This window comes from Streptomyces purpurascens (assembly GCF_045040895.1).
GTDB lineage: Bacteria > Actinomycetota > Actinomycetes > Streptomycetales > Streptomycetaceae > Streptomyces > Streptomyces purpurascens.
On the sequence record NZ_CP108341.1, the window covers coordinates 923,272 to 935,851 of the forward strand.

Here is a 12,580-nt window from a genome sequence, read left to right on the forward strand (position 1 = left end):
AGGTCCAGCAGCGTGAGCACCCCCGCCCGCACAAGATCCCGCACCAGAACCGCCCTAGTGACAGCACTACTTGGAGCAGCCGCCATGGCAGGCACCCTCCCCGCGGCCGGTCCCGCCGCCGCGGCCGATCCCCAACGCCTCAGCGTCGACCTCAACGCCTCCGAGGGGCCGGTGATGCTGGGCGCCAACGGCTCGCTGTACGGGCTCAGCGACGACGGGGTGCCCAGCGACGCCGCGATGGCACCCCTGAAGATCACCAGCGTCTCGCAGAAGCCGGAGGGCGGCGCCCAGCACCCCAACGGCGACGCGCTCACCGTCTCCAAGTCGTTCTTCCGCAACGGCGGCGGCGAGGTCAACGTGATGATGCAGGACATCTACGCCAAGTGGCCGTACGAGGACCTCGGCATCGACGACTACCTCCCCAAGGTCGACAAGATCGTCAAGGAGGTCTCGGCCGACCCTAACAGCGACCGCTTCGTCTACATCCCGTTCAACGAGCCCGACCAGATCTGGTACAAGCTCGACGTCCAGGACCAGGCCCAGTACGAGAAGAACCGTGACCGGTTCTTCAAGGACTGGAAGACGGTGTACCAGCGGATCCGCGCGATCGACCCGGACGCACGGATCGCCGGACCCAATGAAGCGGCTTACCACACACGCCTGTTGAAGGACTTCCTCGCCTTCGCCAAGCGGGAGAACGTACTCCCCCAGGTGATGACCTGGCACGAGCTGGGCTCCGGTTCGCTGCGCGACTTCCAGGCGCACTACGACGACTACCGCGCGCTGGAGCGCGAGGCGGGCATCGCCCCGCTGAAGATCAACATCGATGAGTACGCCAACCGCCGCGATCTGTCCGTGCCCGGGCAGCTCGTGCAATGGGTGTCCATGTTCGAGCGCAACAAGGTGTACGCCAACATGGCCTACTGGGACGCCGCCGGCAATCTCAGCGGCCATGTGGTGCGTTCGAACATCCCCAACGGCGGCTGGTGGCTGTTCCGCTGGTACGCGGGCATGACCGGGAACACCGTGAAGGTGACGCCGCCGCAGGCCAACACGATCGACACGCTCCAGGGCCTCGCCTCGCTCGACGCCTCCCGCCGCCAGGCGCAGGTGCTGCTCGGCGGCTCCGCCGCGGACTCGGACGTGGTCGTGCGGAACGTCCCGCGGTCGGTGTTCGGCCGTACGGTCACCGCGACGGTCGCCGAGGCGGCCTGGTCCGGTTACGAGGGGCAGCACGCGGCGCCGCGGGTCCTGGCGCGCACCAAGGTGAAGGTGGCGGAGGACGGTTCGGTGACCGTCCCGCTGCGCGGACTGCACAAGATGTCGGCGTACCGGATCGTCCTCACCCCCGGCGGCTCGGGCACCCCGTCCGCCGCGTCCGTCCCGTGGTCGGCGTCGTACGAGGCCGAGGACGCGGCCATCACCGACGGCAAGGTGTACACCCAGGGCACCGTGCAGAACGCCAACGGCTACGCGGCCTCCGGCACCAAGGACGTCGGTTCGCTCAACCAGCCCGGCAGCAAGGTCGCCTTCACGGTGACGGTGCCGAAGGACGGCACGTACGACCTGGCGATCCTGTACGGCAACCAGTCCGGCGGCCCCGCCACGCAGAAGCTGTCGGTCGACGGCGGCGACCCGGTGACGGTCGGCTACCCCTCCACCGAGAACTGGACGTACCGCGCCAAGAAGGACGTCGGCGTCCAACTGAAGGCCGGTACGCACCAGTTGGTTCTGTCCAAGGGCGACGCCGAGGTCACGCTCGACCGGATCGACCTGACCACGCGGACGGGCGCGGCCTCCGCGTCGTACGAGGCCAGCCTGGCGGACATCAGCGGCAAGCCGTCGTACGACTACTCCTCCTCGGCCGGCGTGGGTACGGGCGCCCTGGTGCTGCGCTCCGGCGACAAGGCGGTGTTCGACGTCTACGCCCCGCGTGACGGTTACTACACGGTGGTGCCGCGGGCCTCGGCGGCGGTGAAGCTCGCGCTGCACGGGGAGGCGGTCACGGCCGCGCCCGGCCGCCCGCTGCGGCTCTACCTGGTCGCGGGCAACAACCGGATCGCGATGACGTCGGGCCACGCCGCCGTGCGCTCCCTCGACGTCTCCGGCGACGGTTCGGCCGCCGGCACCCTCTCCTACGAGGGCGCCTCGGCCACGCTCGCGGGCGGCGCCAAGCTCGTCGACTCCCCGCACGCGTCCGCCGGCTCGTACATCGGCTGGCTCGGCAACAGCCCCTCCAGCACGGCCGAGTTCACGGTGAACGCGCCGCGGTCCGGCCGCCATGTGCTGGTCGTCCACTACGCGCACAACGACCGCCGGGACAACGGCCACGCCTACAACACGGACATCATGTCCCGTACGGCGGACCTCACGGTCGGAACCGCGGCGCCGGTGAAGGTCACCTTCAAGAACACCTGGAGCTTCGACGACTACTGGACCGTCGGTGTCCCGGTCGATCTGAAGAAGGGTGCCAACAAGGTGACGTTCGGCAACGCGAGCGCCTGGGCGCCGAACATCGACCGGATCGAGCTGGGCCGGGTCGTGGGCTGAACCGTGCGGTGACAGGCGTCGGTTGCGGAGGAATGAGTGTTCTCCTCCGCAACCGGCGTCGCCGTCCGGTCCGACTCTCACTCGTACCAGTAGGCCCCCTCGACCGATGTCCCCGCGCCGATCCACCACACTTCCATGCTGCCCGGGATCCGGGACACCGCCGCGACGCCCGTGTCCGAGTCCGCGCTTCCCCCGGGTGCCACCTCGTACTGCTGCCATGAAGCACACATGTCCGCTCCTTCACCCCACCGTGGACGTGCACGCACCGTAGCAATGTGAACACGCTGAGGCATCGACGTGAGGTCGGGAGTCAGAGCACGATGTACCACCTCGGCCGCGCGCGAGACACCGGCCCACCTCCCTGACACTCCCTCACCCGACCCCATCCCCTATGCTTCTACATGCTTGTAGAACGTCAGCACACGCATGTGAAGGAGTGGACGCCCACCATGGTGTTCAAACGACTGCTCGGCGCGCTCGGCGTGGGTGGACCCACCGTCGACACGGTCCTCGACCCGGCTCCCGTCCGGCCCGGCGGCACGCTCACCGGTCAGGTCCAACTCGTGGGCGGCAAAGCCGACTTCGACATCGAGCACATCACCCTGGAGCTGGTGGCCCGGGTCGAGGCCGAGCACGAGGGCGGTGAGAGCGAGGGCGTCGTCGCCTTCGACCGCTTCACCGTCGGCGGCGGGTTCCGGCTCGCCGAGGGCGAGCAGCGCGGTGTGCCGTTCAGCATGACCCTGCCGTGGGAGACGCCGGCCAACCAGTTGCACGGGCAGAGCCTGGGCGTCGTCCTCGGCGTGCGCACCGAGCTGTCGGTGGCGGGTGCGAAGGACAAGGGCGATCTGGACCAGCTGATCGTCGCGCCACTGCCGGTGCAGGAGGCCGTGCTCGAAGCCCTGGGCGGGCTCGGGTTCGGTTTCAAGTCGGCCGACCTCGAGTACGGGCGCATCGGCGGCACCGGCCAGCAACTGCCGTTCTACCAGGAGATCGAGCTCGTCCCGTCACCCCGGTACGCGCAGCAGGTCAACGAGATCGAGCTGACGTTCCTGGCGAACCCGGGCGGCATGGAGGTCGTACTCGAGGCGGACAAGCGCGGCGGCTTCCTGTCCTCCGGCCACGACGCGCTCACCCGCTTCAACGTCTCCCACGAGGGTGTCGAGCACCAGGACTGGCCCGTGATCGTCGACGGCTGGATCCAGCAACTCGTCGAGCACCGGGCGTCGTACGGCTCCCCCGTGGGGTTCGGCTCCCCCGCCGCGTTCGGCCCGGGCAGCCACGGGCACGACGGTCAGCACCACGACGACCGCCGCTCGGGCCCCGGCATGGGGACCGCCGTCGCGGCGGGTGCGGCCGGGCTCGCCGCCGGGGTCGTCGGCGGCATGGTCGCCGGTGAAGTCGTCGACGAGGTCGGGGACTTCTTCGAGGGTGACGAGGAAGAGGAGGGCTGAGGCCGGGCTGGGGCTGCCGGCTGAGGCCGGCTGACGCCGGGCTGAAGCGGGGTGGCCCCGTGCCCACGCAGGGAGCGGTGCCCGGGCTGCTGGATACCGAGGCGGCGATCCGGCGGGCAGACTTCCCCGGGCGGCGCCCGCCTGGGGCGCTGGTCAAGGGCCCTGGCCTGGGGCACTGATCCAGGACGTTCGCCCGGGGCCGGTGATGCCGGGCTGAGGCGCGGCTCGGTGCCCGCACAGGGAAGCGGTGCCCGGGCTGCGTCCCGCAACGGAGGCCCGGCGGCAGGCCACCCGGCCGGCGCACGCCCCGGGCACTGATCCAGAACGCCCCCCGGGGCCGGTGATGCCGGGCCGAGGCGCGGCGGCCCGAAACCACGCAGAGCGCGGTGCCCAGGCTGCTGCGTCCCAAGGCGGGGGTCCGGCAGGGCAGGCCACCCGGGCCGGCGACCGCCCGGGGCGCTGGTCCAGGTCTCTGCCCCGGCGCCCTACCCCGCGGCGCTGCCCCTGGGGCGGGCGGCCTCAGCAGGAGGCCTCCTCATCAGGAGGCCTCGGCAGCAGCCCGGGCCGCGGGCCCCGGCCGACCGTCCCGGGCCGTGACCCACCCGCCCGCCACAGGCCTCACAAAGGCGTCGCCGCATGCAGGATGAGCACCATCGTGACGGCCGAGTTCGCGGACGACATCGCCGACACGGCCGTTCCCGCGGCCGCGCCCCACGCCGCGAGTCCGACCGAGGTGAACACCGAGGGCCAGGTGCGGACGACGGGGGCGGGGCCGAGCAGGGCCGCCACCCGGCGCGGCACCGGCCCCGGGGCGGCGAGTCCCGCGAGCGTCGGCACCGGCGTGCCCCGGGAGACGAGGGCGGCCGTGCCGATCGCCCGCGCCACCGTGCGGCGGCTGCCGATCGCCCGGGCCGCCTCCTCGTCGGCCCACCGCTCGGCCGTATACGCCACGGCCGTGCGCAGCGGCCGCAGGAACGGGTTGGCCCGGGCGGCGAGCTGCACGGCGAGCAGGAAGCGGTCGTGCCGGGCTGCGAGGTGCGCCCGCTCATGGGCGAACAGGGCCCGGCGCTCGGCCGACCGCAGCTGGTCCAGCAGACCGGTGGTCACCACGACACGCCCCGCGCGCGGGCCTCGGGCAGGGCGACCGGCACCACCACGCGGAGCACCGCTGCCCCGAGGGCTGACGCCGGCACCCAGAACATCACCACGGTTACGGCCGCTACTGCCGCGCAACACACCACCAGCCCAACGGCCGACCCCGCCACGCAACGCACCACCAGCGCGCCAGCCGTCGGCGGCACGCAGAGCACCACCGACCCCACGGCCTCCGCCGCAACGCAGAGCGTGGCCGACCCAACGGCCCACGCCGGCGCGCAACACGCCGCCAGCCCAACGGCCGGCCCCGCCACGCAAGGCTCCACCATCACGCCAGCCGTCGCCGGCCCGCAGAGCACCACTCCCCCGACGGCCTCCGCCAACCCGCAGAGCGGTCCCGCCCAGACGCCCAGGCAGCGCATACGCGTACGGCACGGCGTCCGGCAGTACCGCCACCTCCGTGTCCGGCAGCCCGGCCAGGGCGCGGTGGGCCCGGCGGCGTACGCGGGCGTGCCGCCACAGGGTCCGGCCGCAGGCGGCGAGCACCGCGCACAGCGCGGGAATGGCGGCCTTGCCGACGATCTCGTCGTACGGCACCGCCGCCCGGACCTCGGGGTCCGACCAGCCGTCGGGCAGCGGGTTGCCGGGGAGCTGGGCGGTGCCGACCACCATGACCAGGCCCAGACACACGGTGCTGCACAGCGCAAGGACCGCGGCCATCGCGGTCAGCAGCCGGGTCGCGGTGCGCGGATGCAGATGCTGTTCGGCCAGGCGCGCGACCGGCCACGCGGTGAGCGGCAGGACCAGCGGCATAAAGACGAAGACCCCCATGAGGCTTCAGTCTTCCCCTTCGCCATGAGCCTGATCCAGCAGGTCACGCAGCAGCCGTTCGTCGTCCGGGCCGAGGCCGGTGAGGAAACTGGCCAGCACGGCCTCGCGGTCGCTCTCGGCGTCCAGCACCTTGCGCATCTTCCGGGCGGCCAGGCCCGCCTGGTCCGAGGCGGGCGTCCAGGCGAAGGACCGGCCGACCCGCTCCCGGGTGACAGCGCCCTTGCCCAGCAACCGGGTCAGGATCGTGATCACCGTCGTGTACGCGAGGTCACCGCCGAGGCGTTCCTGCACCCAGCCGGCCGTCGCCGGACCGTCCGCCTCCCGCAGCGCCTCCAGCACCAGCGCCTCCAGCTCGCCCTGCCCCCGCCGGGGTCGCTGCCGGGGATCCGTCACCGCCCTGCCTCCCTTCCACCGCCCTGCGTTGCCCGTGGGCACATCGTATAGATCGGCGGGACCACACCCTTTCCCTTCTACAGTGTTGTAGATTTCAGGTGGGTTCGCTTCCCGGACCCGGAACGCACACGTCAAGAAGGAGTACCCCGTGGGAGTTTCCCTGTCCAAGGGCGGCAACGTCTCGCTCAGCAAGGAGGCGCCGGGCCTCACCGCCGTCCTGGTCGGCCTGGGCTGGGACGTCCGCACGACCACCGGCACGGACTACGACCTGGACGCCTCCGCCCTGCTCCTGGACGCTTCCGGCAAGGTCCCCTCCGACCAGCACTTCGTCTTCTACAACAACCTGAAGAGCCCGGACGGCTCGGTCGAGCACACCGGCGACAACCTCACCGGCGAGGGCGAGGGCGAGGGCGACGACGAGACCGTCAAGGTGAACCTCGCCGCCGTGCCCGCCGAGATCGACAAGATCGTGTTCCCGGTGTCCATCCACGACGCCGAGAACCGCGGCCAGAGCTTCGGACAGGTCCGCAACGCGTTCATCCGGGTCGTCAACCAGGCCGGCGGCCAGGAGATCGCCCGCTACGACCTGTCCGAGGACGCCTCCACCGAGACGGCGATGGTCTTCGGCGAGCTCTACCGGCACGGCGAGGAGTGGAAGTTCCGTGCCGTCGGCCAGGGATACGCCTCCGGGCTGGCCGGTATCGCCTCCGACTTCGGCGTCAGCGTCTGACACGGGCCGACCGCACCCCCGGGCCCGCCGGCGCATGGCGGGCCCGGGGGGCCGCATCAGCAACCGACCGGGAGACCATGTGGCCGAACCGTCCCGCCTCCGCCCCGAGGACCGCGCGGATTTCGAAGCGGTACTGCACCTGGCGCTGAGCACCGCGGACATCCGCGGTGCCCTCGGTGCCGACCCGACCGGCCGGGCGGCCGCGCACCTGCGCGCCCACACACTGGCCCACGCCGACGACGTCGCGGCGGCGGCCGGCGAGCCGTACCGCGCCTATCTCGCCGTACGGCGGGCGGCCCGGCACGAGGCGCGGCGCCCGCTCGGCACCGGCAGTCTGCTGCCCGCCCTCGCGGTGCTCACGCCGCTCGTGGCGGCCACGTCCGCCGGGGCGCTGCTCCTGCTCGGCGGTCTGCTCCAGGTGACCGACGCCCCGGGGCCGTTGCCCGGATCGCTCCTCGCGGCCGGCTGGACCCTGGCACTCGTGGCGGCCGTGACCGGCCTCCTCGCCCTGGCCGCGCTGCTGCGCACGGCCCTGGGGCGGCGCGGCGCACCGACGGCCGAGCGTGTGGAGCACGCCCGGCTGGCCTGGCGGCAGGCGCTGCTCGACCTCGCCATGCTGCCCCACCTGCGCGGGCAGCTGGTCCCGCGATCCGAGGCGGCGATGACGCCGTGCTCCCCGCCCGATACGCTCGCGCCGTGCCCGGCCCGGGCGGGAAAGGACAGGACACCATGTTCGGACTGAGCGAGCTCGCGATCATCCTCATCGTCGTCATAGCCGTGATCGGAGCGAGGAAGCTCCCCGAACTCGCCCGCTCCGCCGGCAAGTCGGCGCGCATCCTCAAGGCGGAGGCACGTGCCGCGAAGGACGAGGAGGCCGGATCGGACACGGCGCCGCGGGTGGTCCAGGGCGAGATCGTCCCTCCGGGCACCGGCACGACCCCGCACGGCGCGCGGGCGACGGGCGCCCCGGACCACTCCTGATCCGTCCTGTGATCCGTCCCGTGGCTACAGCGTGCGCTCCAGGCGGTCCGCCACCAGCTTGACGAAACGGGCGGGGTCCTTGGGCTGGCCGCCCTCGGCGAGCACCGCAAGCGTGTGCAGCAGCTCGGCGGACTCGACGAGGCCCGAGCGGTCCTCGCGCTCGTTGTACGCCTGGTTCAGGCCCTTCACCAGCGGATGGCCGGGGTTGAGCTCGAGGATCCGCTGGGCGCGCGGCACCTCCTGGCCCATCGCCCGGTACATGTTCTCCAGGGCCGGGGTCAGATCGTGCGCGTCCGAGACGACACAGGCGGGAGAGACGGTGAGCCGCGCCGACAGGCGCACCTCCTTGATGTCCTCGCCCAGCCGCTCCCGCATCCAGCCGAGCAGCCCGGCGTAGTCCTCGGCCTGCTTCTCCCGCTCCTCGTCGGCCTTCTCGTCCCCCTGGGCGTCCAGGTCGATCTCACCCTTGGCGACGGACCTCAGCCGCTTGCCCTCGTACTCGCCCACGGCGTCCACCCACACCTCGTCGACGGCGTCGGTGAGCAGCAGGACCTCGATGCCCTTGTCGCGGAACGCCTCCATGTGCGGGGAGTTCTCGATGCTCTGCCGGGACTCGCCGGTGAGGTAGTAGATGTCGTCCTGGCCGTCCTTCATCCGCTCCACGTACCGGGCGAGGGTCGTGGGCTCGTCGTCGGCGTGCGTGGTCGCGAACGAGGAGACGGCGAGGATGGCGTCGCGGTTCTCGGAGTCGGTGACCAGGCCCTCCTTGAGGACGGTGCCGAACTCCCGCCAGAACGTGGCGTAGCGGTCGGCGTCCTTGGTCATGAACTCCTTGACCGTGGCCAGGACCTTCTTGGTCAGCCGGCGCTGCATCATCCGGATGTGCCGGTCCTGCTGGAGGATCTCGCGGGAGACGTTGAGCGAGAGGTCCGCCGCGTCGACGACGCCCTTGACGAAGCGGAGGTACGGCGGCAGCAGCGCCTCGCAGTCGTCCATGATGAAGACGCGCTTCACATAGAGCTGGATGCCGCGCTTGAAGTCCCTCGTGAACAGGTCGTGCGGGGCGTGCGCGGGGACGAAGAGCAGGGCCTGGTACTCGAACGTGCCCTCCGCCTGGAGCCGGATCGTCTCCAGCGGCTCGCGCCAGTCGTGGCTGATGTGCTTGTACAGCTCGTGGTACTCGTCGTCGGACACCTCGTCGCGCGAGCGCGCCCACAGGGCCTTCATCGAGTTCAGCGTCTCGGGCTCGGGCGCGCTGTCGCCGTCGCCCGCCTCCGGGACCATCCGGATCGGCCAGGTGATGAAGTCCGAGTACCGCTTGACGATCTCCTTGATCTGCCACGGCGAGGTGTAGTCGTGGAGCTGGTTCTCGGGGTCGGCGGGCTTGAGGTGGAGCGTGACGGACGTGCCCTGCGGCGCGTCGTCGACCTTCTCCAGCGTGTACGTGGCCTCACCCCGCGACGTCCAGCGGGTCCCCTGGCTCTCCCCGGCCCGCCGGCTCACCAGCGTCACCTCGTCCGCCGCCATGAAGCCGGAGTAGAAGCCGACACCGAACTGGCCGATGAGCCCCTCGGCCCCGGCCGCGTCCTTGGCCTCCTTCAGCTCCTGCAGGAACGTGGCGGTGCCCGAGTTGGCGATGGTGCCGATGAGCTGCCCGACCTCGTCGTACGACATCCCGATGCCGTTGTCCCGCACCGTGAGGGTGCGGGCCTCCTTGTCGACGTCGATCCGGATGTGGAGATCCGACACGTCGGCGTCGAGCGAGTCGTCCCGCAGCTTCTCCAGACGCAGCTTGTCGAGCGCGTCGGAGGCGTTGGAGACGAGTTCCCGCAGGAAGACATCCTTGTTCGAGTAGACCGAGTGGATCATCAGCTGGAGCAGCTGACGTGCCTCTACCTGGAACTCAAACGTTTCGGTCGTCATGGTTCGCGTATACCTCACCGGTCACAGTCGCCTGAACTCGTGGCAGCAACTGTAAAACACCAAGTCAGGCCGCAGACCCGGAAGTCAGACGAGGTGGGCGAACACCACCAGGTTCTCGGTGTAGTCCCGGGCCTCGCGGTCGTAGGAACCCGAGCAGGTGATGAGCCGGACCTGGGCATCGGCTGTGTCGCCGTACACGCGCTCGCTGGGGAAGCCGTCCTTCTCGAAGGACTCCGCTCCGTCGACCACGAAGGTCGCCCGGCGGCCGTCGGCTCGCTTCACATGGAACCGGTCCCCCTTGCGCAGCTCGCTGAGCCGGGAGAACACGGCCAGGGACGTCGCGGTGTCCACGTGGCCGGCGATGATCGCGGTGCCGGTCTCTCCGGGCGAGTGACCCTTGGCGTACCAGCCGACGAGGTTGGTCTCGTCGGGCGGCGGGGGTGCGAGCTGACCCGAACGGTCGATGGCGAGAGCGGTGAAGGGCGCGTCGACCGCGATCTTGGGGATGAGGAGGCGGACCGGCCGGGACCGGGGCAGATGCGGGCGGGCCCTGGAGGATCCGGCCCGGTGGGGCTCAGCGGACGTGGAAGGCGCGGCCGCCGATACGGCCGGTGGGGAGTGCGGGCCCGCGGTGTCGGACGACTCGTCGCCGCCACCGACCAGGCACAGGGTCAGGACCAGGGCGGCCACCGCCCAGAAGGCCGTCACGGCTGTGCGGAATCGGCGCTTCGACTTCTGCGGCTCGAGGCCTGGGTCGGCAGGGGTAGGGGGGCTGGCTGCCATCGGGGACCACCTCATTCGGGCACGGCAGCGCATCGGGCAGGGCAGCGGGCACGACACGCGGGGAGGACGAGCCGGGCCGCCGCGACGCGAGGGGCACGTGCGGCGGCCACGGCGGCTATGTGGTCAGGCATCGGTCATGCCGTGCCCCGCGAGCCCCTCTGGCGTCGCAGCGCGTACACGCCGGTACCGGCCACCGCGAGCACGGCGAGACCGCCGGCGGTGACAGCCGGCCCGGCCAGTGCGCCACCACCGGTGTGGACACCGCCGCGCGGCTTGTCGTGCTTGCCGTGCTCGTCGTGCCGGCCGTTCTCGTCGTGCTCGTCGTGCCGACCGTTCTCGTCGTGCTTCTCGTCCCAGTCCTTGTCGCGCTTGTCCCCGTAGGGGTCGTCGTGCTTGTCGCCCCAGGGGTCCTCGCCGCGCTCGCCGTCCTTGTAGGTGTCCGGGTCGTGCTTGGGATTGTCCCAGTCGTCGTCGGCGTTCACAGCGGCCAGCGCTCCGCCACCCGTGTGTACCCCGCCGCGCGGCTCGTGGTGCTTGCCGTCTCTGTGGTGCTCCTTGCTGCTAGAAGTGGTGTCGTGGTCCCGGTCACCCATGGCCTCGGCACAGGCCGTGGGTGCGGCGATCGCGAGGGCCGCCGTGGCGGTTGCCGTCGCGAGCAGAATGCGGGCAGAGCGCATCGGTCGTCCTTCCGTCGCGGGCCGGGCAGCTGACGCCTCGCCAGCTCAGGAGACCCGGCCTCGACGTGAACCACCGTCAGTCATGCCGGGCCGTCCCACCATCCAGGACGTTCACATGGGTTACGACCGCACTCTGACGGCGGCATCGGACCATGACCGGGAAGATCGCAACCTCCACCGCGTCGCACCCGTCTCCTACGGCGAAACGGGGGGTGAGGACCGCTCTCCCCCGGACCGTCGCGGGAGGCGCTCATGGCCATGGTCGGCCTGTTCTGGATCGACGAGGACTCCGTGTATGTGGGGGCCGAGCCCGCGGGAGCGACCTCCGGGGTACGGCTGTCCGAGGACGGCGTCGAGGCGCCTGGGATCGGCCGGGGCAGGTTCTGGACGTGGGACGAGGTGGTCCGGATCGAGACCCACCACGTGGCCGTACGGTCCGGGGTGCGGAGGCTGGCGTCCATGGCCTTCGACGCCGCGTGCGTCATGGTCACGGGGGACGGCGAGCTGCCGCCCGCCTTCTCCGTGGAGGTGGCGACGGCCGAGGAGACCGTCCGGGTCGATGTGCTCACGGCCGTCACCGGCGGGATCTACCTGCCCTCCGAGTACGACCTCTCCACCGCCCTCCTCCAGCGGCTCGCCGACGGCGGCGCCGAGATCGGCGACCTCCTGGCGTGGGGCCGTGAGCACGCGGCCCAGGGCACTCCGCCGCGCGAGGAGCGGGAGGCGCTGCTGCGGAAGTGGGCCGGGGCGTAGGGCACCGGCCGCCGTCTCACGCCTGGGCGCGGCGGCCACGCCGCTCAGCGTGGCGTCACCGCCTCCTCGGGCCCTGACGCCCCAGGCGGCTCGGGTCCGGATCGACCAGCTGGGCCGACATGCCGACCACGACCAGCCCGGCCGCGATGAGCAGCCCCTGGGCCAGGGCGATGCCGGAGCCCAGGACGGCCACGCCCAGTGCCAGTCCCCACCAGGCGCCGGTACGCCGGTACTCCCGGGGGCGGGCCGGGCGGCCGGACCGCAGGGCCCGGGCGAACCTGGGGTCCTCCCGCTCGAGTCGCGCTTCGAGGTCGACGAGACGTTCGTCTCCGGACTGGGGCACGGCTTCTCCTTCCCGGAACCCGACAGCGCTTCGAGGCAGGGCACGGCCGAGGCCATGGCGAATCCTGGGG

The 12,580-nt window shown here is 71.6% G+C and carries 13 protein-coding genes; 6 read left to right on the top strand and 7 right to left on the bottom strand.

Features of this window, described 5'->3' with window-relative positions; translation table 11 throughout:
• Positions 1 to 84: 84 nt before the first annotated feature.
• A complete protein-coding gene (locus OHU35_RS04225) occupies positions 85 to 2,550 on the top strand; it encodes a CBM35 domain-containing protein (protein WP_189730487.1) in 2,466 nt (821 codons plus the stop codon).
• Positions 2,551 to 2,627: 77 nt separating this feature from the next.
• Here OHU35_RS04225 and OHU35_RS04230 read toward each other — a convergent pair whose 3' ends face one another.
• Entirely contained in the window at positions 2,628 to 2,780 is a 153-nt protein-coding gene (locus tag OHU35_RS04230) for a hypothetical protein (RefSeq protein ID WP_405504706.1), read from the bottom strand.
• Between the two features lie 219 nt (positions 2,781 to 2,999).
• On the opposite strand from OHU35_RS04230, the gene OHU35_RS04235 reads away from it, so the two are divergent.
• Positions 3,000 to 4,001: a sporulation protein gene (locus tag OHU35_RS04235; RefSeq protein ID WP_405509172.1), complete on the top strand. Its 1,002-nt coding sequence runs from the start codon at positions 3,000 to 3,002 to the stop codon at positions 3,999 to 4,001.
• Between the two features lie 618 nt (positions 4,002 to 4,619).
• Here the strand turns inward: OHU35_RS04235 and OHU35_RS04240 are convergent.
• Positions 4,620 to 5,927 (bottom strand): M56 family metallopeptidase, encoded by a 1,308-nt coding sequence (locus OHU35_RS04240; RefSeq protein ID WP_405504708.1) that lies wholly within the window; start codon positions 5,925 to 5,927, stop codon positions 4,620 to 4,622.
• A 6-nt stretch (positions 5,928 to 5,933) separates the two neighbouring features.
• Positions 5,934 to 6,320, bottom strand: a complete 387-nt coding sequence (locus OHU35_RS04245; RefSeq protein WP_189730484.1) for a BlaI/MecI/CopY family transcriptional regulator — start codon at positions 6,318 to 6,320, stop codon at positions 5,934 to 5,936.
• Positions 6,321 to 6,468: 148 nt separating this feature from the next.
• Here OHU35_RS04245 and OHU35_RS04250 point away from each other — a divergent pair, with 148 nt between their 5' ends.
• The 3 genes from OHU35_RS04250 to OHU35_RS04260 all read left to right on the top strand — a co-directional run bounded on the left by OHU35_RS04250 (position 6,469) and on the right by OHU35_RS04260 (position 8,031).
• Positions 6,469 to 7,050, top strand: a complete 582-nt coding sequence (locus OHU35_RS04250; RefSeq protein ID WP_405504710.1) for a TerD family protein — start codon at positions 6,469 to 6,471, stop codon at positions 7,048 to 7,050.
• Between the two features lie 79 nt (positions 7,051 to 7,129).
• Entirely contained in the window at positions 7,130 to 7,792 is a 663-nt protein-coding gene (locus tag OHU35_RS04255; RefSeq protein WP_189730480.1) for a hypothetical protein, read from the top strand.
• Complete coding sequence (locus OHU35_RS04260) at positions 7,780 to 8,031, top strand: twin-arginine translocase TatA/TatE family subunit (protein ID WP_405504712.1); 252 nt, start codon at positions 7,780 to 7,782, stop codon at positions 8,029 to 8,031. Before OHU35_RS04255 ends, OHU35_RS04260 begins: the two co-directional genes overlap by 13 nt.
• Before the next feature lie 24 nt (positions 8,032 to 8,055).
• Here OHU35_RS04260 and htpG read toward each other — a convergent pair whose 3' ends face one another.
• The 3 genes from htpG to OHU35_RS04275 form a co-directional block, all read right to left on the bottom strand.
• The gene (gene htpG / locus OHU35_RS04265; protein ID WP_359895588.1) at positions 8,056 to 9,954 is read right to left on the bottom strand and encodes a molecular chaperone HtpG; all 1,899 of its coding nucleotides are present in this window, start codon (positions 9,952 to 9,954) and stop codon (positions 8,056 to 8,058) included.
• An 84-nt stretch (positions 9,955 to 10,038) separates the two neighbouring features.
• Positions 10,039 to 10,737 (bottom strand): class F sortase, encoded by a 699-nt coding sequence (locus OHU35_RS04270; protein WP_189730474.1) that lies wholly within the window; start codon positions 10,735 to 10,737, stop codon positions 10,039 to 10,041.
• 134 nt (positions 10,738 to 10,871) lie between these two features.
• Positions 10,872 to 11,414 carry a hypothetical protein gene (locus OHU35_RS04275; protein WP_189730472.1) on the bottom strand — a complete coding sequence of 181 codons (543 nt, stop codon included), beginning with the start codon at positions 11,412 to 11,414 and terminating at the stop codon, positions 10,872 to 10,874.
• Positions 11,415 to 11,666: 252 nt separating this feature from the next.
• On the opposite strand from OHU35_RS04275, the gene OHU35_RS04280 reads away from it, so the two are divergent.
• The gene (locus tag OHU35_RS04280) at positions 11,667 to 12,167 is read left to right on the top strand and encodes a hypothetical protein (protein WP_189730470.1); all 501 of its coding nucleotides are present in this window, start codon (positions 11,667 to 11,669) and stop codon (positions 12,165 to 12,167) included.
• A 55-nt stretch (positions 12,168 to 12,222) separates the two neighbouring features.
• Here the strand turns inward: OHU35_RS04280 and OHU35_RS04285 are convergent, their stop codons facing one another.
• Complete coding sequence (locus OHU35_RS04285) at positions 12,223 to 12,510, bottom strand: DUF3040 domain-containing protein (RefSeq protein WP_189730468.1); 288 nt, start codon at positions 12,508 to 12,510, stop codon at positions 12,223 to 12,225.
• Positions 12,511 to 12,580: the final 70 nt, after the last annotated feature.

Coding starts and splice junctions, on each gene's coding strand:
- OHU35_RS04270 (WP_189730474.1), bottom strand. CDS start 10,737: ATGGCAGCCAGCCCCCCTACCCCTGCCGACCCAGGCCTCGAGCCGCAG.
- OHU35_RS04240 (WP_405504708.1), bottom strand. CDS start 5,927: ATGGGGGTCTTCGTCTTTATGCCGCTGGTCCTGCCGCTCACCGCGTGG.
- OHU35_RS04225 (WP_189730487.1), top strand. CDS start 85: ATGGCAGGCACCCTCCCCGCGGCCGGTCCCGCCGCCGCGGCCGATCCC.
- OHU35_RS04230 (WP_405504706.1), bottom strand. CDS start 2,780: ATGTGTGCTTCATGGCAGCAGTACGAGGTGGCACCCGGGGGAAGCGCG.
- OHU35_RS04280 (WP_189730470.1), top strand. CDS start 11,667: ATGGCCATGGTCGGCCTGTTCTGGATCGACGAGGACTCCGTGTATGTG.
- htpG (WP_359895588.1), bottom strand. CDS start 9,954: ATGACGACCGAAACGTTTGAGTTCCAGGTAGAGGCACGTCAGCTGCTC.
- OHU35_RS04275 (WP_189730472.1), bottom strand. CDS start 11,414: ATGCGCTCTGCCCGCATTCTGCTCGCGACGGCAACCGCCACGGCGGCC.
- OHU35_RS04235 (WP_405509172.1), top strand. CDS start 3,000: ATGGTGTTCAAACGACTGCTCGGCGCGCTCGGCGTGGGTGGACCCACC.
- OHU35_RS04260 (WP_405504712.1), top strand. CDS start 7,780: ATGTTCGGACTGAGCGAGCTCGCGATCATCCTCATCGTCGTCATAGCC.